This is a genomic window from Bacteroidales bacterium (genome assembly GCA_014860575.1).
Lineage (GTDB): Bacteria > Bacteroidota > Bacteroidia > Bacteroidales > JAAYJT01 > JAAYJT01.
The window spans coordinates 50,212-72,528 of the sequence record JACZJK010000054.1 but is presented as its reverse complement, the minus strand read 5'-3'; the positions used below and the strand labels follow the sequence as shown (position 1 = coordinate 72,528).

11 protein-coding genes are annotated in these 22,317 nt (G+C 43.7%); 2 read left to right on the top strand and 9 right to left on the bottom strand.

Translation table 11 applies throughout. The features are described 5' to 3' along the window. A partial coding sequence (locus IH597_14635) for an aminoacyl-histidine dipeptidase (GenBank protein MBE0663689.1) occupies positions 1-1,251 on the top strand: 1,251 nt, incomplete at its 5' end. Between the two features lie 139 nt (positions 1,252-1,390). Here the strand turns inward: IH597_14635 and IH597_14630 are convergent. The 5 genes from IH597_14630 to IH597_14610 all read right to left on the bottom strand — a co-directional run bounded on the left by IH597_14630 (position 1,391) and on the right by IH597_14610 (position 6,671). Continuing rightward, positions 1,391-1,540, bottom strand: coding sequence for a hypothetical protein (locus IH597_14630; GenBank protein ID MBE0663688.1), 150 nt, complete (start codon positions 1,538-1,540; stop codon positions 1,391-1,393). A gap of 2 nt (positions 1,541-1,542) precedes the next feature. Then, positions 1,543-1,977, bottom strand: a complete 435-nt coding sequence (locus tag IH597_14625; protein MBE0663687.1) for a hypothetical protein — start codon at positions 1,975-1,977, stop codon at positions 1,543-1,545. 179 nt (positions 1,978-2,156) lie between these two features. Next, a complete protein-coding gene (gene pyk / locus IH597_14620; GenBank protein ID MBE0663686.1) occupies positions 2,157-3,566 on the bottom strand; it encodes a pyruvate kinase in 1,410 nt (469 codons plus the stop codon). A gap of 92 nt (positions 3,567-3,658) precedes the next feature. Further along, positions 3,659-4,048 carry a hypothetical protein gene (locus tag IH597_14615; GenBank protein ID MBE0663685.1) on the bottom strand — a complete coding sequence of 130 codons (390 nt, stop codon included), beginning with the start codon at positions 4,046-4,048 and terminating at the stop codon, positions 3,659-3,661. A 217-nt stretch (positions 4,049-4,265) separates the two neighbouring features. Continuing rightward, a complete protein-coding gene (locus IH597_14610; protein MBE0663684.1) occupies positions 4,266-6,671 on the bottom strand; it encodes a T9SS type A sorting domain-containing protein in 2,406 nt (801 codons plus the stop codon). Positions 6,672-7,070: 399 nt separating this feature from the next. Here IH597_14610 and IH597_14605 point away from each other — a divergent pair, with 399 nt between their 5' ends. Beyond that, positions 7,071-8,336: a T9SS type A sorting domain-containing protein gene (locus tag IH597_14605; protein ID MBE0663683.1), complete on the top strand. Its 1,266-nt coding sequence runs from the start codon at positions 7,071-7,073 to the stop codon at positions 8,334-8,336. A gap of 186 nt (positions 8,337-8,522) precedes the next feature. Here IH597_14605 and IH597_14600 read toward each other — a convergent pair whose 3' ends face one another. The 4 genes from IH597_14600 to IH597_14585 form a co-directional block, all read right to left on the bottom strand. Next, the gene (locus IH597_14600) at positions 8,523-12,659 is read right to left on the bottom strand and encodes a S8 family serine peptidase (GenBank protein ID MBE0663682.1); all 4,137 of its coding nucleotides are present in this window, start codon (positions 12,657-12,659) and stop codon (positions 8,523-8,525) included. 447 nt (positions 12,660-13,106) lie between these two features. After that, positions 13,107-15,848: an agmatine deiminase family protein gene (locus tag IH597_14595; GenBank protein ID MBE0663681.1), complete on the bottom strand. Its 2,742-nt coding sequence runs from the start codon at positions 15,846-15,848 to the stop codon at positions 13,107-13,109. Between the two features lie 81 nt (positions 15,849-15,929). Further along, on the bottom strand, positions 15,930-18,266 hold the full coding sequence (locus IH597_14590) for a trypsin-like serine protease (protein MBE0663680.1): 2,337 nt from the start codon (positions 18,264-18,266) through the stop codon (positions 15,930-15,932). Positions 18,267-18,512: 246 nt separating this feature from the next. Continuing rightward, positions 18,513-22,244, bottom strand: a complete 3,732-nt coding sequence (locus IH597_14585; GenBank protein MBE0663679.1) for a T9SS type A sorting domain-containing protein — start codon at positions 22,242-22,244, stop codon at positions 18,513-18,515. Between the last annotated feature and the right edge of the window lie 73 nt (positions 22,245-22,317).

The following is a 22,317-nucleotide window of genomic DNA, read 5'->3' as shown; positions in this document are numbered from 1 at the left end:
ACCGTTGTGCTTCAAAGCCATATTGATATGGTTGGCGAAAAAAACAGCGAAACCGATCATGATTTTTCTGCTGACCCAATCCGGCCTTTTATTGAAGGCGAGTGGGTGAAAGCACGTGGCACAACACTTGGCGCTGATGATGGTATTGGTATTGCCGCACAATTGGCCATACTTGCTGCAGATGATATTCCGCACGGTCGCATTGAGTGCCTGTTTACCGTTGATGAGGAAACAGGGCTGACGGGAGCTTTTGGCCTGCAACCTGGCTTCCTCAAAGGTAACATCTTGCTGAACCTTGATTCAGAAGATGAAGGAGAGATTTTTATTGGTTGTGCAGGTGGCAAGGATACTGTTGCAACGATCACATTTTCGAGGGTTCCGGTCGGTTATGATGCCCTGGCCTATACTGTAAAGGTAAGCGGGCTGAAAGGAGGCCATTCAGGTGATGATATTAACAAAGGATTGGGCAATGCTGTGAAGATGCTCAACCGTATCCTCTGGAATTCTAATAAAAAGTTTGATCTCCGGATTTCGCATTTCGAAGGTGGAAACCTGCGAAACGCCATTACGAGAGAAGCCGCTGCTATTGTTGTAATTCCAAGGCGTTTCAAGGAAGAATTCACAGCTTATGTTGAAGAAATGCAGGCTGCCATCAGGCATGAATACAGGTCTGCCGAGCCGAATCTGACAATACGTACGAAACCAACTGATCTTCCTTCACATCTGATAGATATTTCAACACAGGAAAAACTGCTCAATGCATTGTACGCCTGTCCACATGGTGTGCTGGCCATGTCGCGCGAAATCCCAAATTTCGTGGAAACAAGCACCAACCTGGCATCGGTGAAAATGAGTGAAAACAAGATACTTATCAGCACCAGCCAGCGCAGTTCGCTTGAAAGCGCCAAAGCCTGCGCGGCTGATATGGTTGGATGTGTCTTCACGATGGCTGGGGCAAAAATTGAACATTCTGACGGCTACCCGGGATGGACACCCAACCCAGACTCGGAAATTCTTGAAATTTCAAAGGAGGCTTACATTAAGCTTTTCCGAACCGAACCAAAGGTACTTGCCATTCATGCCGGCCTTGAGTGCGGGGTAATTGGTGAAAAGTATCCTGGCATGGACATGATCTCATACGGGCCCACCATCAAAGGCGCACACTCACCCGATGAAAGACTGCACATTGAAACCGTTACAAAATTCTGGGATCTGACGCTTGAGATTTTGGCGAATATCCCGGAAGAGTAGAATGGAACGCTGAAGACGCAGATTAGACGGATTAGCGCAGATTAAGAATCAATATAGTTCACGAATATAGAACGCGGATGACGCAGATTGAAAGGATTTGCGCGGATTTAGTAATGGATGCTACAGCTATTGCTTTGTGTTAAAGTCCGAGTGCAACGCCCATCCTGATAACAGGATTGTTGTAAGGCGAGTCCGGTGTCTCGTTCAGGTTCCATAAAAGCATTATTTCAAAAGCATTTCCTGATCCGAAAAACTGGCGATAGCCTCCGCCAACGAACATGCTGTGCATATTCACATGCTGATATTGCCTGTCGTATTTTTGACCGGATGGGTTTTGCACATACACTTCATTCCGGAAGCGCAGATATTCATATTCTGTGTGGGCAAAAAACTGCCTCGCAATGTAATACCTTGCAAATACTGGTCCTCCATAAATGTGGCTCTGAAATCTCTTCCATTGGTTTTGGTAAGGATCAAAAAAAATTCACGAATGCGGTAATACTTGTATGTAAGCCCGGTTCCAAGAGCAAATCTGTCGGTAAGCATATACCCCACCATCGGTGAAACATCAATGAGTGTTACATAACCAAACTGCAAGCCAACATTGCCACCAACAAACCAGCGTTTGGGCTCTTCGTCATTGTCTGATCCCTGGGCGTTCAACGCTGAAGGCGCAAGAATCCAGACCAGGAGGATCAGAAAAAAGAAATGTTTAGAAGTGTTCATAAGTTCAAGGTTCAAAGTTCAACGATTGGCGTTCCGGGTTCAAAATTTCAAGTGCAAGGTTTCGGGTTCCAGGTTTACCCACTCTCCAATTCTCCAAATCTCCCTATTCCCTATGTCTCTCAGTCCCTTAGTCTCTATGTCTCACACTCTCATCTTCCCACTCTCTCCCCTTCTCATCCCTAAGGTATCATCAGATTACTTGCGGTGCTGACTTCTACAAATGAAGGCCCAACTTTTTTGCCAAAATTACCGGCCAGTACAACCACAAGGTCGTTCGTTAGGATAGCTTCCTTTTGGATCAAACGTGCAAGTGTGTGCTGTATAAATTGTTTCTTCGAAGTTTCAACGTTTATAAAATCGGCGTAAACTGCGTAAACCAAGGCAAGTTCTCGCATTACGCGTGAGTCGTAACACTGCATATAAATCGGGCAGGTTCCACGAAATGCAGAAAGGTATCCTGCTGTTTTGCCGGTGTCAGTATCGGCAATGATTGCCTTTGCGTTCAAACGAGAAACTGCGCGGACTGATGTCTTTGCCAGGAAACCGGAAATTTCATTGTCGTGTGGCATAATGTGCCGGTTCTCGGTATAATCGGTGCTTGCTTCGGCGGCCATTGCAGTACGTGACATTATTTGAACCGACTCTAAAGGATAAGCGCCATAAGCGGTTTCGCCACTGAGCATGATTGCATCGGTTCCTGTAAAAACTGCATTTGCTATATCAGTGACCTCTGCGCGTGTAGGCCTCGGATGGCTGATCATTGAGTGAAGCATTTGTGTAGCCACAATCACTATTTTGCGGTTATTAATGCACTTTTCAACGATGTTGCGCTGGATGACCGGAATCCTTTCGGCCGGTATTTCAATGGCCAGATCGCCGCGGGCAACCATAACGCCATATACATGGGGCAGGATTTCGTCAATATTATCAACTCCCTGTTGGTTCTCAATTTTGGCGATAATTTTTATCTTGCTATTATTTTGGTCAAGGATATTCTGGATGGCAATCACATCGGCTTTGTTCCTTACAAATGAATGTGCAATAAACTCCAGATCTAGTTCAATTGCCAGATTGATAAATTCAATATCCCGCTCATTCAGCGAAGGAAGCTCAATTTTAACACCGGGCAGGTTTACGCTTTTTCGCTTTTGGATGATCCCTTCATTTAAGGCTTCACATTCGAGGTAGGTAGTTTGTTTATGTTTAACCACAAGCGCAATATCGCCATCATCAATCATCACAATTTTTCCAGGTTCAAGGCTTGCTACAATGCCATTGTATGAAACGCAAAGTACGCCATTCCCGGAATTTCCGGGTCCCTGAAGACGGATAGCGTCGCCTTTGTTAAGCGCTATGTCGTCACCCAACGCCGAGGTTCTTATTTCCGGCCCTTTGGTATCAACAATAAGAGGAATTTTATTGCTGACTGTCCTGATACGGCCAACCATTTCCCTGAGGGTTTCCGGACTCTGGTGGGCTGTATTCACTCTTACGGCATCCATTCCCGCATCGAAAAGCAACTGGATAAATTCAACGCTGCTGCGCTTATCGGATAGGGTGGCGATGATTTTGGTTAATTTGGTTTCCATAAAAACAGAATTAAAAAACCGGATTGGGCTTGTTACTGCAAAGGTAAATGTCCCAATCCGGTTTAAGGCATTACGGTGTTAAAAACCGGAGATTACTTAGATTTCCTGGTTTTTCCTTTGCGCCTGCTGAGTCTGTAAAGTGGTAATCCTTCAATCACTTCGTCGGTTTTTGAAATGTCAAAAACAACAGAATGTGATTTGTAATCTACACCCAGGCTATCAAACAAAGCCTTGGCGTTCAAATAGAAATAATTTCCTGCCTTGTTTACTTTAAAGGCATCGTCGGTGATTTTGTCCTGAATGATGATGAAAAGTTCCTCCACTCCTTTAGCATCTTCATTCATAGCAAATTTCACACTCTTTTTGTTGTTCAAACCTAAAATACTAATGGCCGAAGCCGAGAAGTTAAGTTTCCCGTTCCCCTGTACGGTACACCTTAGGTTCGATGCAAACTGCTTTGCGTCTAAAAATTTAAATTTCATAGGATTTGTATTAAAGATTAGTTAAGATACAAGATTATAACACGCAATTTAATAAAATATTGCGATGTGATAATTTTAAGAACCTTTCTTATCAAATTTCTTTTGCTTCTACCTCTCTGTTAAAGGATCAGGTTGATTTGGGTGAGAAATACTTCTTGCTTTGATGAGGATTTCAAAAATTATTGCAGCAACGAAGAGCAAACAATTCAAGAATGATTTAATACACTACGAGTTTGCCGGTAATATTAGTATTTGCTTCTGCAATACGAACCAGGTAGATTCCCGGAGAAAGCGTGATATCAATTTGATGCATGCCTTTTGAGCTGATTTCATGATGTTTAATGATGCGCCCGCTGATATCATAAATAGCAAGTTGAGATTTCGAATTAAAAGGGTTGTGGAAAAAGAGGCTTCCTGAATTATAGCTGAACTGGAAGTTCATATCATGTACAGCTTCGATCCCAAGGAGCATAAAATGGAGTAAAAAACGATTTTCATCATCGCTGGTTGTAGCACTGAAGACATAATCACCAAAAACTCCGAAATCATGAAAAACGCCTTCTTTTATATCCTCAAGAATTACCTGGCCGTGTGTTTTATCCGCGCTCAACTTAAGCGTGTGCAAACCTGTTGTTCCAGCTTTAAAATTAACAGAAACGATCTGCTCAGATTCAGGAGAATTTAACAGACTGATACTATAATTTTTACCCTCACGAGGGAAATAGATATTGGGTGCATTTGGATAAAGGCTTAACAATTTAGTAACTCCACCGCCAGTATGATCGGGATCGAACTTTATTGCCGCTTCATCTTTGTAATTATTTGCCGTGCCGGTGACTGAAAGCCGCAACATTCCGGCAGGATCATTCTTAAGCCAGGTTTGCGAAGCATGCACACGCACGCTATCATTCATTGTCAATAAGCCGGTTTCTTCTGCGCGAACCCAAAAACCCTGCATAGGCGCAATATATTGGGTCGCACCGTTGGTTCCCGGGCCACCATTGATATAAACTCCGTAGTTGCCAATTGCATCATTCCAGAGCCAGTATGTGTAGCCATTATCATATTCCAGGCCAGATCTGCCCCATCCTGAAACTGCATCCCAGTCAATGGCCGAAGGATATGGGTTCCCAACCAGGTTAAATCCTGTAAAAGCATCATCGGGATGCGCCTGCCGGCTAATTCCAACACTGACTTCGCCCTGGTTCAGAACGCCTTCAAAAACTTTGGTAGGATTTGATTTTTCAAAATTGTGCGGATAGCCAACAAGGTACCCTTTGCCGGGTATAAAATCATCACCCGGGTTGGCATCGTTCCAGGTTGGCCATACAACAGTACTGCTCACACTTACCCATACCTGGGCAGGTTCATGCCAGGCAAAGAGCCTGTCAGCGGCTTCATGAAAATCAGGTACAATTTGCTGCTGTTCAACGGGAGATGAAAGCTGATGCCATGCGTAGGAAGCACCGTTGATATAGCGTTCAACTGTAGCTTCAACACCCGTGGAATAGTGAATCAGGGATGCATCGGCATTGAGTTCATCTGATTTCAGGGTCAGGCCACTTGTGCCAGCCATATTGCTCAACACACCATTAACAGTAAGTTTACCTGCGGTTGCGATTACAACGGAGGCATTTTCAGAAATCGTAAGATTGTTACAGATATCATTGCCGGTAATAATGGGATAATTGGTTAGCCCTCCCGGAATAACTACATCGTCAGTTGCGGATGGGACTCCATTGTTCCAATTACCTGCTAAGTTCCAGTCAGTGGATAAATTGCCTGTCCATGTAATAAAATCATCACTATCTGCTGTGATCAGAATATCATCAACGGCCATTTCATAGCCATCAGTATATTCATACACAAATCCTAATCTGATAGTTTTACCAGCGTAAGCTGATAGATTAACGAGAATCAGTGAGTCAAACAGGTTGTTGGGTTCCCCCATCCAGGATTCCAATGTAGTCCAGGCATCGTCCGAAAAAATATTCAGATGAAAATGGGTAATAATTGTATCTGCGTTATAAAACCACTTCCAAAAGGAAAGCTCTATCAAATCATCTTCAGGAAGAATAATTTCGGGCGTAATAGCCCAGGTAAAATCATCGGCAAAAAAACTGATTCCCAATGATGCCTCGCCGGTTCTGACGTAAACCACCCAATCATCACCAAAGAGATGATCAATTGAACCTCTGAACCAGAAAGGACTTACAGCGGTTACGAGGTTATTACCATTTAATCCACCATCAACCAATGTATTGCGTTTGATTTCCCAACCCACAGGAAGTTCTCCGTCAGTATTTTTAGGCTCAAAACCCTCACTGTAAACCGTAGTTCCGCGTTCTCTGATGCCTTCATTGGGTCCGGAAGGTTGATAATCTGTTGTTCGTTTAAACCGGAACAAATGCATTTTTTCTCTACTCTTTCCTACATCGTCTGTAGCGGAAGTTACAGGATATTCCTGAGTACAAACCAGCGCAGATCCGTTCGGGTCTGAGAAAGAAACATCATTTTCATCCTGCTGGAACCAAAAAAAAGTATCAGCAGAAGTGGCAGCAAGAGAAGCCGTAAATACACATGCCATTAATAAAAAATACTTTGCAAATTTCACATTTCTCATAGGTTTGAATTTGTTGGGGAAACAAATACTAATTCATTTTCGCTATTTCCATCGGTCGTGCGACGTAACTGTACAAATATAAGCTGTAAATCTCAATTTCCTTTCACAGACTAAAAAAACAGGAAATCCCATTTATATTTAAAGGGAAGCTTATAGCATCAATAACTGAATGATGAAAAACATACAAACCTGCAATAGGTTCAATGTGCATCAGGCTTTTTATACTTCTATATGGTTTGCCCGGCTGCCAGTACTGTCTTTTAATTAGGGTGTTAACCGTATTATTCATGTGGAACGAATAATCGTATTGCCGATTACAGCGAGATAGATTTTGTATCAGGCATTGTTTTATAGCGTATATTTACAAGCCCGTAACGCCTTAAAAAACACCATCACACCATGAAACAAACTCTTACTTTTTTTTTTGTAATTCTGCTATTTCTTTTCCCACGCCTGTATGCGCAGGATTTCTGGGAAACTTTGCCTTTTCCGGATACAGCGCATGTTAAAAGTATCGCTGTAAATAATCAGGGTCATATTTTTATAGGTGCGGGTAGTAATAACACTATTGGTGGGGTTTACCGCTCGATAGATGGTGGTTTGAATTGGGAGTTTGTGCTTAATATGGATGATTTTGGAGTATTGTCTCTTGAAATAAATAACCAGGGTACGATTTACGCCGGAACTAATCACGCCTTTCATCCACTTTATGCATCTTATGACAATGGTGTTACCTGGAAGGAACTTCCTATACCAACTAACCTAAATGTCATAAAAATAAAATCCAGGGGTGCGGATACTTTGTATGTGAGTCTTTGGGTTGGAAACGGCCCATTGGTACTAAAGTCTGAAGATGGTGGATTAAATTGGGATACAATTTTTTATGATCAACCTCCTACATTTACCGTACAATATGTAAAAGACATAGCCATCACAAAATCCGGCATAATATATTTATGTTTACAAGGTTACTTTCCGGATTCTGGCGGTGTGTATAAATCTGAAGATGATGGCGCTACCTGGGAGTTAAGCGGTTTATTCAACCACATGTTAAGTTCTTTGGCCATCAATAGCCAAAACGATCTTTTTGCCGGGGCTTGGGGGGGAGTGCCGGGTTTACATGTATTACGAAATGGAGAGGAGGAGTGGACTAAGCTTCTTGATGGCCCTAATATTACCGACGTTGCAATAAGCAGTATTGATCACATTTACCTGGGAAGTCATGGGCCTAACGGGGTTATTCGTTCGTTGGATAATGGACTAACTTTTGAAATGATAACCGATGGGTTGGTTTTAGGAATAATCAATGGGCTTACTATTGATATTAACTCATACATTTATGCATTCAACACTAAATTATCCCGCAGTATCAATCCATTGGTTTCTGTTTTTGAGCCCGATAGTGAAAAAACCAGTCTGATATCGAAATTATTTCCCAATCCCGTACATGATTTTTTATTCGTAGAGTTTCCGGAAGCTTTTTTTCAACATGAAAATATTCCCGTAATTATTTACGATATAGCTGGTAATAGTTGGCTTTCTGCATCAATTGATACAGCGCAGAAAACGTATAACTTCGACCTTAGCCATTTTGCTTCAGGTATTTATATTGCCGAATTTCAGTTACAGCATAGAAATCATCGGCAGTTGTTTATTAAGTATTAATTGAATGCACTCGCTCATTTTGTGAAGGCAAATTCGGGGATCAAAACACAATCCAAGGTAATTCTGTCGAAACCGGCATCCCAATAAATAATACAAAGGGCTTCCCTAATATAAAAGCACAAGGCGTGGGAGTGATAAGAAAATTCTCATCGCTCCCACGTCAGCCTGCTTCATCAGTATGGAAAACTACCGCTTGATGATTCTTTCCACTCCCATCCTTTGGCCTTGCAATATTCTTACAATGTAAACCCCGGCAGGATGTGGAGTCAGATTGAGTTCGTAATTCTGTGAACCTGAAATTATTTCGCTGGATATTCTTTCGCCCATCATCCCGAAAACTTCTATAAAAATATTCTCCGATTCCGAAACTTCAGATAAATCAATTTTCAGGATTCCGGATGTAGGATTTGGATAGACCGAATAGAATGGTGTTTGGATGTCCGATGAGTTTAACCCTTCCTTTAGCGCCGGATCAGATTTTTCTGACTGAGAGATAAACTCAGTTTCGTCATCGGCAGCAAGCATTGTTTGGGGGTTATTACAGTATTCACCGGTTGTATCAATGTAAGCGCGTAAATAGCCACCGCTGCTGATCTGGGTTCCATCAAAGAATATGATATTCTGGCCTGCAACAAGGTTCACACTTCCACCTGAATTCACGGTAAAAACTGTGCCACCACCGGCAACTGTAATTGTATGAGTTGCATCCATGCATGTGTCGAGGGCAGAAGAAATCACCAGGTTGCCTAAAATCACATCGGCGGGTGGGGTCGTATAAAAAGCTATTTCTGAACCATACGATGTACCGGCATTATTGGTGGCATAGGCTTTAACATAATAAAGTGTTTTGGCAAGGAGATTATCAATGGTGTGGGTGTAAGATCCAAATCCGCTGCCAGCCTGCAGTTTAAAACCTGTGACTTCAGGTTTGGATTGGGTTCCCCAATAAAAGCCACGTTCAGTCACTGTAAATCCTCCTTCTGAGATTACATTTCCAGCGCCCACCGCCGATGTTCCTAATATATCGCTCAATGGCAATGTTTCAACAATCGGCAAGCTTGGGTTGGGCTGATAATGAACCGTAACCGTCCAGGTATTGTTATTAACCTTGTTGTTATAGGTTTGACAACCTGCATATCCAGATGAACTTTGGGTTCGGCCGGCATGCAATTCAAATAGAATATTGCCACCACCGCTTACCTCGTTGGCAATATCAAGTCCCTGGCGGTTGTAAGAAAATGTTCCAATACTGTTGCCTGAACCGGCATGAAGCATCGTTTCCTGGTTTCCGCCAGGCGAAACACAACGCAATTGCGAACGCTGCTGCGACATCCAGGAAGAATTCAGGGCAGTCATCTGGTAACTCACATCCACACCAAGAATGACAGCGTTTGCTGGAATGGTAATAGCTAACATACCCGGGCACGCTGAAGCACCATTCGTTGTGATAAAAGCATCATCAGTGGGTAAATCACCAAGTGTGTAGGTCGCTGTTGCAGTTTGCAGAAAGTTTGCTGCTACTGTTTTAGCTGAGTTCATTAATAGGTTCACCGGGTTGGTGTTGCCCGTCAGGTCTCCGTCCCAACTGAAAAATGATGATCCAACATCTGCATTTGCCTGCAAACTCACAATACTGCCTTCTGGAAAGCTTACTGGTTCCGTATAAGCAATTCCATCTACTTCAACACTGCCGTTTCCTGAAAAGTTAAGGCTAAGTGGATATAATTGTTTCACGTACACATAATCTGATTTTTCCCTGAAGTGGATCCCATCAACCAGCACAGTAATTGTTTTGTGACCCGAGGTATTGTATACAACCTGGTGCGGACCCTGACCTGTTGCCGAAGCAGGAACAGCACCATTGCCAAAATTCCATTGCCATGTGCTATAAGGGCCAGCAGTAGTTGCATCGGTGAACAGCACAGCATCACCTGGTTCGCAAATTAATGGATCGGCAATAAAATTGGCTACTTCTTCAGAAATTCCGGTAACGCTTATATCATCAATGCTCCAGTAATATGCCCATGTGCCGGTAAAGTTCCATTTGAATTTAACAGCCTGTTGGCCGTCAACAGCAGCAATCTGTTCATTAAAAGTTGATGGATTTGGAATGGTACTGGTCCATGTTTGTATGGTCTGCCAGGTTGAACCATTGTCAATACTATACGAAAGTTTAGCCGTCGATGCCGAGCTGTATTGCCTGAAATAATGCTTGAAAGATAAAGTAACATCAGTATATCCTGAAAAATCGAAGGTGGGTGAGATTATATCTGAGTTCTGGGTATTGCCCTGTCCGTAACCATCACTGTTGAGGAAGGCAACATTTCCTGTTGTTCCAATCACTCTGAAAGTGAATATTCCTATTTCCCAAACCTGACCCAATGACTTGTTATCAATAATTGCCCAACAGGGTGGCAACTCTGTGCCGGCATTAAAGTCTTCCAGGAAAGGCAGTTCAGTAACTACCATGCAATCTGTTGATTCCATAGTTGAACGGCCGGCGGAATACTGGTTCAAATCATTGACTGACCATATTTTGTAATAGTAATAAGTTGCATCAGTCAGGTCGGTATGCTGAAAAGTGGTGTTGCCACCACGGTATAGCACCACGCCTCCCCCAGGTATCACTTGGCCGGGGAGGTAGGTCTCACCTTCTGTGGGATCCCCAATATTATCAGTATATGACCAGGCAACTACGACATCATCAACCTGTTGATTTTTTTGCCATGTTAAATTAATCTGATTTGATCCTGAAGCATCAGCATTGAAGAACACAGGGTTCATTACTGTGGCCATCATATCAGCAACCTCGTTCAGCGCCTTCAAAGCATTCACCCTGCCGGTACCCAGTTTTCCAATGTAATTCGGATTGACGTCATAATGATCATCGGTCGCGTTTTTTAGAATGTACTTCATGTCATCATTTGTGAGCATGAGACCATTCCTGTTAGCATAAGATGCCATCAGGGCAGCAACACCCGAAACATGCGGACATGCCATCGAGGTTCCCTGGTAATAACCATATGTATTTCCGGTAAGGGTGCTTAAAACGCCTCGTGCGCTTAATGAATTGGTTTCGCCACCAGGTGCTGAAACATCAATCCATGTGTCGTAATTTGAATACCAGGCTTTTTTATCCTGATTGGAGGTGGCTGCAACTGAAAATGCCCCTGAATAACAACCCGGGTACCATTGGCCCGAAGCATTTGAGTTGCCAGCGGCAAAAATGGTGATTCCTCCAGCCATTACATTTCCACCTCCGTGGAGGTTGAAATAATCAATGGCGTCAAGAATAGCAGCATCATATACACCAACATAGGTATAACCCCAGCTATTCTGGGAAATGCAGGCACCGTTATCCGCAGCATACACTGGTGCAAGATGAAAACCTCCGCTGCTGGAAGCTGTAAAGACCTGGCACGACATCAACCTGACACCGTCGCCGCTGCCTGAACCGCCGGCCACACCTGAAACTCCAACTCCATTGCTGTTTACTGCAGCCACTGTTCCGGCAACGTGGGTGCCGTGGTTGTGCGCAATAAGAGTAGGTGTATTGTTCACAAAATTGTAACCGATTCCTGACCACATATTCGCAGCAATATCGCTGTGATTGATCTGGATACCACCGTCAACAATTGCTACAATTATATTGCTGTTTCCTTTTTCCACATCCCAGGCTTGCTGCAGGCTGATGTCAGCTCCTGGTGTTCCGGCTTGTTGCCCCGTATTGTTGTAATGCCACTGGGCTGAATACTGGGGATCGTTGGGCGACCACAGGATGATTAAACTGTCGCCGGCAGGGTTCGCAGATTCTTTTTTACCGAAAGCAGGATCATCAATAACGAGTTGCTTTTTATATTCCGGTTCAGCAAACTCAATGTCAGCCAATGCCGAAAACTGACGAACCGCTTCCGCAACATCAGCCCGCGAATCCATGGTGAGTTCGTACCAAAGGTTTAGTCCCCATGCCTTGTGACGTTCCTGAAGCTGTGAACTTAAGGTATTTGCTTCGTTAAGCGCAGCAAACAGGGGTTTGTATTCCCTGATTCCGTAAACCTTGTTCAGTTCATCCATTTCTTCATGTCCGGTAGTAACAAAATCGGCTTCACCTGAATTCAACGTCCTCTCACTGAAACTCTCATATAAAGCGGGTTTAATCTTGATTTTGATCCTTCCAGCTTCCCATGCGTCGGGCGATAGTTTGCTTACATTAATGGGCGGGCGTTCTCCGCGTTTTACCTCATAAATTTCTTGCGAAAGCAATTGCCCTGTCATTACACAAGCTGCAAGTAGCAATAAACCCACTTTAATCATTTGTTTCATAGTCATTAGTTTAATATTTAGTTCCATTGGCCCATATAAAAAGGGCAAAACTCAGGCAAGCACGCCTGCATTAGCTTCATGCGCATGACCAACTGAATGAAATAAAATGAATGATTATTACCCCTCCCCCCTGAGAAAAGTCCTAATTATCAGTATCAGCAGTCGTTTTGCATATACATTTTAATAAAGAGTCGGGCATAACGTGTATGCCCAACCCTATATTCAAATAAAACTCCTCTTCTGATAGGAGTTAATACCGGAAAAGCAGAAAGGTGATACGATATCATCAAACTTAATTTTAAATATCATACTTTAACTAAATCACCTCTTTGATAATTAATCTAATATGATTTCAAAGAAAACCCGGAAAGAAAAGCAAGAAAAACCTTTTTTTATGCTTTTCCGGTATCGGCTAATGAATGGGTAAAATATTTATAAAAAAAAGAACTAATTCCGAATTATTCTATTGACCCCAGAATAATCTTTTCTTGTGACCTTAATCATATATAACCCTCTGGGATAAGGAGAAAGGTCTAGTACCAAATGGCTGTTTACCGGAAAAGCAGAATCGAAAATCTTATTGCCGATTGAATTGAATATTTCAACTGAAACCGGTTCCGGTTCTGAGACTTCAAGTAACAGAATATTGACAATACCTTCTGTTGGATTCGGAAATACCTGAAAGAACGATGACTTTGCATGTTCAATACTATCCGGATCAGAGCCGGACTTGAGTAAATCAAGTATATCAGTATTTACCTCACCTGAAGCCAGTAAATATTCGGTGTTGCTGCAATAGTCGCCATTGTTTTCAATGTGAGCGTTCATATAACTGCCGTATTCCAACCAGGTTCCATCAAGAAAAATTATATTTTGGCCGGCTGCTAAAATTGCATTGCCTCCCTGGTTCACAGTAAAGGTAGTTCCTCCACCGGCCACAAATATTGTTTGTGATGCAGCAAAGCAATCCGCTGCACCGGAAGGTACATTAATATCCTGAACCAGTAATGTAACCGGAATCACAGAAGTGCCACTCACCATTACATTGTCAATATACCAGTAATCAATCTGGTAATGGTTGCCTTCGATCACAAAGGCCAGATAAGTAGTTGGCCCAAGGTTATGCACAATCGGAACGCTCGTTTGGGTAGAAGGAATGTTTCCATTTCCTGAGTTATAACTCCATGATTCATCAGTCCAGTTAACCCTATCAAGACTAGACTGAATTTTCAAAACACATCCGGATCCATAGTCGTCGTAAAATTGCCTGAATGAAAGTGTAACATCTTCATGCCATGCCATGTTGATTGCCGGTAAAATAAGACGCGATGTGCCTGTGGAATTGGTATAAGCTGCACGCATCTCATAAGCGGCACCTCCGGCATTTGCTGTATTGTTTACATTCCATCGGTTGGATGTGATCCCGCCCAAAAAGACCTGCTCCCAGCAATCCGGAAATGAAGCATTGTCAAAGGTTTCAGAAAAATCAGGGATAAAGACAGCACATGCCGTTGAGAAACTCCATACCGGACCTTCTGTGGCCAACCCGGCAACTGTGTTGAGAGCAATTACCTGCCATGTGTAGGCAGTTTTTGAGTCAAGCCCCTGGTAAGAGAATGCCCCTGCCAACACAGCATTGGCATTATTGACTACTGTATCCATTTGGCCTTGCATCCCGAATAAAAGATGATAGGCATCGGTATTGATCCCAAACTGCCATTGCAGTTCGCCGGCAAGCGGAACATCAACAGATAAGTGCAGAGGCTGGGGATCAAACGGAGCTTCTGGATTATCCCCTGCTTCAAAAACATGAGGATCGTGATAACCCATGAACGAGTGCATTTCGCGGCGGCCTGATGAATCAGCAGCAAAAATATAATATGAAACATGGCCTCCATTCAATAGAAAAGGAATTGATGCGCTATAAGTGTGACCAGAACCATTCAGCAGTTGAATCGTATCCCAGGCTCCGGCATTAACGCGATAAATCAAGAGCAATGAATCCGTATAAAGGCCAGCGCCACTATAAGGAATTATATTAGCCGAAACTTCATATCCGGGCAAAACTGGCTGCTGGTTCAGTATTGGCATGTGGCTGATACAAAGCATACCACGGTCAGCAATTTCTTTGGTGCGGCAGTGCAGCGCATCGCTGCTTAGCCACGATCCTGTAAAACCAATAACTTCATAACCTGGCATGGCAGCTTCATAAGCAGCCAAAGCCTGGGCATCCCATGATGTGCCCATTACAGGTACCAGCACTTTTTCATTCAGGATGAGCGAGTTGGTATAAGGTTGCCTGTTTGGTGTATAAACACGGTAAACCCTGTATGGCGTCCCATACGAACTGGATTGTTGAGAGAAATACTCTGCTACCTCTTCGTAGGCCCAATAACGGGAGTCTGACTCTGGAACCTGGGCTATAAGTATTTTGTCCGGTGCCAGGAACTTTCCCCAGCAATCAATATGACGGATCGAACTGGCGGGTGGATCCAGGGTAGTGTGATAAGTATTGATGCCGAGGTAATCGGACATCATTTGTAATACATAAGGCTGGTTATTTCCATTTTCCTCAATAACAAGGTCGGTTGAAGCAGAAATACCGACACCATCGGTCATGTAATTTCCTCCGGTGTGAACCAGGCTCATGCCATAAAGTGGTATGTTAAGGAATCCGGCAACAATTACAGGAATTTCATCATCGTACGGCCGAGGACGGTTATATACAAAATCAACTATGCCCACCTGATGGTTTTGATCGGCAACAAACCAGGGTCCATAATCTCTTGTCCAATACGAGTTGGTAGGCGCATGAATAAAAACACAATTGTCAAGATCAACCCCGGCTCCCAGATAAGCGGAGCGTGCCTGGTTCTCGGTTGTTTGATTGGCCACAATGGTGATCACTTTACAGTTGCTTGCCATTTCAGCCACAAGTGCAAGCGAAATCCCAAGCGGATAGCGTATCAGAACGGCCTCATTGCGTTCCCACTCGGCAATGTTTCTTACAGGTGAAAGCGGCGGATCAGTGGCAACGAAATCGCGGCCAATCTCAGCTTTGCGTGTAAGCTCTTCGGAAGTGAAGCCTTTGGGAAGCGGATTTTGCTCGTATGGATTAATATCCTGAGACTTTCCGAAGTAAAAAAGATTGAGAAAAGCAGTTAAAACTATCAATTTGCGCAGGGACATACAAAGCGTTTTAGAAGCTTCAAAAGTACTTTAATCCTTTAAACAACAAGCTAATCAATGATGTACTTTATCAATTGTCAGTTAAAATTTCATTACTTTTTTTAAGCTTACATGAGTACCCTGCAAGACCTTAACTATGTAAAAACCGGCTGGTTTGCCTGCCAGATCGAACGTAAACCGATTTACGTCTGAAATAAAATTGTCAGACACTTTCTCGCCCATCGCCCCAAAAACTTCCACTGATGTTCCCTGGATACCCAATGGGTCATAAATTTCGATGGTCAATGGACCGCTGGTAGGATTGGGATAAACATTAAAGATTGGTTCATCGCGCCCTGCCATCTTTTCACGGCTTAGATCATTTTGAACCGGTTCGCCTTCCACCTGGTCATATACTGCAAGCAGGCTTTTATTGTTGTTGCAGTATTCCCCGTTCGTGTCAATCAGGGCATGGAAACTGCCACCAGTCTTTACCCACGTTCCTTCCAAAAGCAGGATATTATGCCCGGCAACCAGTGTGGCTGTTGCTCCATCTTCAATTAAAAAACTTGTACCGGATCCGGCGACTGAAATTGTTTGCGATGCTGCATAGCATTCGCTATCACCAATGTTCAGTTCAATATTCTGTAGCAGGATTTCAGCCGGAGGACCAGTATAAGTTCCGTTGATCTGCACATCATCAAGTACATTGGCGCGACCCCAAAGGTCAATTCCCTCGAAAGCGATCTGGTAAGTTGAGGATGGGTTCGGAAGAATGATATTTTCCACTAAAGTCCATTGGGCTATATTTCCAATAAAGGCATCTCCAATCTGAACCCATGGATCAGAAGGGTCTGACCGGTAATAGAGTATAAGTTCATTCTGGTCGCCCGACCAGCTTTCCTGTCCATACCAGAAACTGAGAATGATATTTTCGTAGTTATTGAAATTCAGAACCGGAGATACAAGTTTTGTGATCCAGGGACCGCCACTTGTACTTGTGAACCTGGCATTCTTGTCACCATTGTGGGCAGTTAAAATTTGGCCCCCGCCGGCACCGCTTGCAAATGACCAGCGTTTGTTTCCTGTTTCTGTGATCTGTGTCCAGCAATTGCGTGTACCTGAACTATCCTCAAATGTTTCAGTAAATGGAAGCGTGTAAACCGGGCAATCAGTTGTAGCAGCAGCCACTTTACCTATTGAGTATTCATGATCTTCTGACCACGCCCATATCTTATAATAATACCTTGTAGCCTGGCTCAAGCCCGAATGAACAAAGGCGTTTGCACTGCCACTGAACAAAACGGTTCCGCCACCTGGCAAAGTTTCGCCAGCATTATAAGTTTGTCCTGCTTCAGGCGATCCGATGAGGTAGCTATCAGACCATACAAGAAGTACATCGTCATCATCCGGGTTGTTGACCCAGTTGATCTCAATGGATTCAAGCCCTGCTGATTCAGCCGAAATGCTGTTGGGGTTGGGCAATGTAACCGGCCCATCCCAGCTTAAGCCGGTATGCATCGAAATCCAATCTTCAAAATACGAAACCCTGGCCCACACTCCCGGATACAAAGGCTGAGCACAGCCAAACCCCCAACTTGTAACACCTGCCACACTGAAGCCCAATTCACTTCCCGGATCAGCAACCACCAACGGGCCACCGCTATCACCCTGGCAGGCATCAATGCCGCCGGTTCCGAGAAAACCAGCGCAAAGCATATCATCAGTGATCGCCCCGGGTGCGTAACCACCTATTGTCATGGCATCTTCGTTGGAAACAATGGGTAGCTGAGCAAACTGAAGAATATTGGAACTCGGCCCACCCTGGGATAAAGCTCCCCAACCTGTAATGACAGCCATCACTCCGGGATCGGTATAGCCATCGTCAGCATGTGCCTGGGTGATTATTGGAATTGCCTTTACGTTTGGACCCGATAAATCCAGCGGTGATGCTAATTGAATGAGAGATACATCATTGGAATAAGGCGAGTAATTGGGATGATTTATCTTTTGTATAATGAACCTGTCCTGGCCTGTAAGATCAGTGCGGTTGGTAACACCGGCACGGATGCGATTTGGGGTTCCGCAATGCGCAGCGGTGAGTATCCAATTTTCGCCTAGAACTGTACCAGCACAAAACTGCGTCCCGGAAGTGGATATAAGAGCCACATGCCAGGGATAATCTTCAATATTTGCATCACCTCCGCCAACAATCCTGCCTGAACGCCAACCGAAATCTTCATAGAAGCTATCAATAAATTTGCTTTCCTCTTCCAGATCCCTTTCAACGGAATCACCTGGAGGAAACGAGTCATGAAAACCGTTTGAAGATCTTATTGGGTAGATTGATTTGTAGTCTGACCCCTGTCCATTTGCCGGGATAGAAGCATACATCAACAGCGATGCTAAAAGAAAGATCGAGTAAAAGGATGTTTTCATTACTTACAGCATTTTGCAACCTCAATGAATTGAGGTAGTATTTTTTAATTAATTGGCAAAAAGTGTTTCTCCGCAGGAAGTGATGTAAACCATTGCTTTAAAAACTGAAAATGAATCAATGCCATCCAGACACTGATGATTTCAGAAAGAATGATCTTTTAATTCGGGATTTAACAGTTCGCTGGCAACAATTGTTTTTGCAAACTGTCAATTAATTAGAAATGAAGTATCAAAGATAGGAAGGGTTTATCTGATGATGATCTTTTCAAAACCAGTTTCACGACCCATCATCACTCTGATTAAATAAACTCCCCTGGGCCAATGCGACAGATCAAAGTGATGATGACCATTGCCAGTTACACTTATTTGCAAAATTTGTTCGCCCATCAGGTTATATATGATAACTGGAACCAATTCCGGCTTGACTTCAGTAAGCAAAGCCAAGGTAAAAGCTCCATTACTGGGATTTGGAAATATTTTATAGTTGGAAGATTCTGGTATAATTTCGTTGTGTAATCCGGCAACTTCAGATTCATCATTCCTGGTCATCACCATGGTTTCCGGGTTCGCACAATAATCATTATTGGTTGCGATCCGTGCAAGGAAATAAGCACCTTCATTCACCGATGTGCCTTCCAGGAAAACAATATTCTGTCCTGCAACTATTTCGGCGATAGCATCAGCTTCAACAAGAAAAACACTTCCTGCTCCTGCCAGTGTGATTGTTTGTGTTGCATCAAAACATTCGGCTTGATACTGGGACAAAGTTATATTTTCAAGGTAAAGTTCGGTAGGTAAGGCAGTAGTAAACTCCAACTGTTGTCCATAAGCCATTCCTGCACTGTTTACAGCATAGGCTTTCACATAATACGTTGTTTTAGGGGCAAGGCTGTTCAATACACCGCTAAATTCTCCATTGCCGTTTCCTAAAGAAAACTGGGATCCACTGATTTCAGGGTTTGGATCCAGGCTCCAGTAAACACCCTTGTCTGATACAAGGGCACCACCGTTGGAAATGATGTTACCACCAACCCGGGCAGAGGTTGACAGAATATCTGTTGCCTCTACTGTTTCAACAGCCGGCACAACAGCTGGAGGTAAATAATACACCTTGATCGTCCAGGTATTGTTGTTAACCTTGTTGTATGTTGTATTACAACCAGTTCCGCCCCAGGTTCTGCCTGCATGAAGCTGGAACTGTATTGTACCTCCTCCGGTGACGTTATTTGCAATGCTCAAACCAGTACGGTTATAATTAAATGTACCTGTTGTGTTTCCCGAACCCCAGGCAAGAGCGCTTTCTGCCACTCCACCGGTCGAAATGCATCTGAGTTGAGTACACTGCTCTGACATATACCCATAATTTAATGCTGTCATCGAGTAACTAACATCTACCGCAGTTATGATTGCACCAGTTGGTATTGATATGCTTAAAGTTCCCGGGCAGGATGATGCGCCTGGCAGGCTTTGAAATGAAAAATCAGTAGAAATATCACCAGCGCTATAAGTTGCAGAAGCAAGGAATGAAAAACCGGCGATAATGCTTTTATCGGCATTCATCAATAAATTATAAGGGTTTGATGTACTGTTGGCATCACCTGACCAACCGGTAAAAGTTGTAGAAACATCTGCAATGGCAAGGAGGCTTACTGTACTTCCTTCCTTCAACGTGAGTGCTCCTGTATATGGAATACCATCAACTGAAACTGAACCAGCACCATTTACACCAACCGAGAGGGTGAACCAATCCTTTACCTGCACATAATTCGCTTTTTCCCTGAAATATAAGCCATCAACGGTTAATGAAATCGTTTTACCTCCCGGTGTATTATAAACTACTTCGTGCGGACCCGGGCCGATTGCCGTGGCAGGCACAGCGCCTTCGCCAAAATTCCATTCCCAAATGGTGAAGACTCCACCTCCCGAAGCATCCGAAAAAACTACGGTTTCGCCAGTGGCAGGGGCAATCGGATCGGCAATGAAATTGGCATAAGGACCAGATGTCATAACATCAAGATCTGTAATATACGGGATGCGATTATAGGCAGTGATGGCCAGGGTAACCTCGTCACCAATTGAAAGTCCAGAAGTTGAAATATTAATGAGGCCAGCAATTGCGCTCGCTGTGCTCATAATTTCCCCATTTCGTGTGATAACAGCAAAAGCATCATCTGCATCACAGGCAATTTCAAAATCGCCTGAGCCGAAGCTAATATGAGGATCATGGTTCACACTCATTGCTATGGCATTGTCGGTGCGGATTTTTAGTGTTGGATCGCCAAATACGGTCCAGGTTTCAGCAGTTTTATAGCCGTAGCTATCGGGGTTAAGATCCAGCATTTTATACACGCCGTTAATGGATATACCACCGTAACTACGTTTGGTATTGCTTGTGTATAACTCTGTCATGATATCATTAAACTCGTCCTGCGCATCCATTGGCGGGTGCCAGGGCTGATTGATTGTTGACATAAAAACCGCCACAGCACCTGTGGGTTCATTCTGACTATTGGTTGCCCTTAACCAGGTTTCGGCAAAACAGGTCTGCCCCTGAAACTGCCCATTTACACAGGCAACCGCCCAGATAAATGGCAGCTTTCCGGCATTGGTCAATGCATTAACGTGTGTAGCGCTGTAGCCTGCTACACTCCAACCTGTAACAGAACCGTGATTGCAATAATTGATAACGCCCACACCATCGTTGATGCGTTGTGATATCAGCGCCGCAGTAGTATTTGCAAGGCCTGGCACATTGCCATCATATTCTCGGTAAACTACATCATAAGTATAGTTTAAGAGTTTACCTCTGATCAGATCCATGTGCACATAGTCGGCTTCACCGCCATTATGCCCCATACCAGCACCTTCATTGCGGGCAATGCCAAGTCCGTGATGCAACCAACCATTACTGAGATCAAAAGCCTGTTCATATTCCAGGCTTCTTTGAACCTGGGTTTGAACCTGAGCAATATTCTGAGCCGAAAACCTGCCAACGAAAATTTCCTGGTACCTGTCAGAACCGGCCAGGTAACCATAGGCATTATCAGAGTAACCTTCGATAAGGCCGATGTTATATGGTGGAATCTGTTCTGCATCGCCGACCAGTAAAACATACGCCAGATTATTGGCATTATAGTAATTGCTTATGTAAGATTTGATCGCAGCGGGTGTAGTGCCAACAGAAGAAAGTGCTACCATCTCGGTTGGGATTCCTATTGTATTCTTCCATTCCACAAAAGGTTGCATGGCGCTCTGGAAAGCATCGTAGCAAATGATCAGCATCTGACCTTCTTCCTCGAGAGGCGTATAGCGCATATTTTCGCCGAAGTTTATAAACTGGCGGTTATAAATCGTTTGAAACTCACTGATAACATTATCCTGCAAACGGTTCCGGACTAAAACATTTTCACCCGTTTTTCCGGTTGAATATGCCCTGATGGTAAGTTCGGTGTATATCCTTAAGGTTTTGGTTCCGGGATTATATTGGAACGGATAAATATCAAGGGCCTGCCCCCTGAAATCGCGCAAAATATAAGGCTCATTGAGCCTTGCAAGTTTGCCTGGATAAAAACCGTCGCGTTCATACCAGGGGCCATAAACAAAAGGAATTGAATCCGGATCCTGATTTCTGTCGAACTGCCCTTTCGATGGTGCTATATCAATTCCGCTGAGTTCAATGAACTTACTGGATGTTACTTCAAACTCCATCTGATCCATGTCCGGAATGATAATGGATCGAACCAGCTTGGGAAGGTCTGGTGCTCCCTTCTTCGTGATTGCATGTGCGTCAGTTGCAGTGAGTATTTGCGCCGGGCCTTTGGGGGTCAACACTTCAATCAATTTATACTCATCAATGGTAATATTTAGTATAACCTCTTCCTGGCTGCCAGAAACAAGATTGATCGGGTTCTGAGAGAAAATTAGGTTGTGAAACAAGGATAGCGCCAACACAACGCAGAGGGATAAAGTTCGCATCATATAATTTAATTTGATGGGTTATTAGAAACCGACACTACCCACAGCAAATTTGTGCAACAAATACAATGATCAA

Bases quoted from the DNA above. Each gene is read 5' to 3' on its own strand.
- IH597_14595 (MBE0663681.1), bottom strand. From the start codon at position 15,848: ATGTCCCTGCGCAAATTGATAGTTTTAACTGCTTTTCTCAATCTTTTT.
- IH597_14590 (MBE0663680.1), bottom strand. From the start codon at position 18,266: ATGAAAACATCCTTTTACTCGATCTTTCTTTTAGCATCGCTGTTGATG.
- pyk (MBE0663686.1), bottom strand. From the start codon at position 3,566: ATGGAAACCAAATTAACCAAAATCATCGCCACCCTATCCGATAAGCGC.
- IH597_14615 (MBE0663685.1), bottom strand. From the start codon at position 4,048: ATGAAATTTAAATTTTTAGACGCAAAGCAGTTTGCATCGAACCTAAGG.
- IH597_14630 (MBE0663688.1), bottom strand. From the start codon at position 1,540: ATGCACAGCATGTTCGTTGGCGGAGGCTATCGCCAGTTTTTCGGATCA.
- IH597_14625 (MBE0663687.1), bottom strand. From the start codon at position 1,977: ATGAACACTTCTAAACATTTCTTTTTTCTGATCCTCCTGGTCTGGATT.
- IH597_14600 (MBE0663682.1), bottom strand. From the start codon at position 12,659: ATGAAACAAATGATTAAAGTGGGTTTATTGCTACTTGCAGCTTGTGTA.
- IH597_14605 (MBE0663683.1), top strand. From the start codon at position 7,071: ATGAAACAAACTCTTACTTTTTTTTTTGTAATTCTGCTATTTCTTTTC.
- IH597_14585 (MBE0663679.1), bottom strand. From the start codon at position 22,244: ATGATGCGAACTTTATCCCTCTGCGTTGTGTTGGCGCTATCCTTGTTT.
- IH597_14610 (MBE0663684.1), bottom strand. From the start codon at position 6,671: ATGAGAAATGTGAAATTTGCAAAGTATTTTTTATTAATGGCATGTGTA.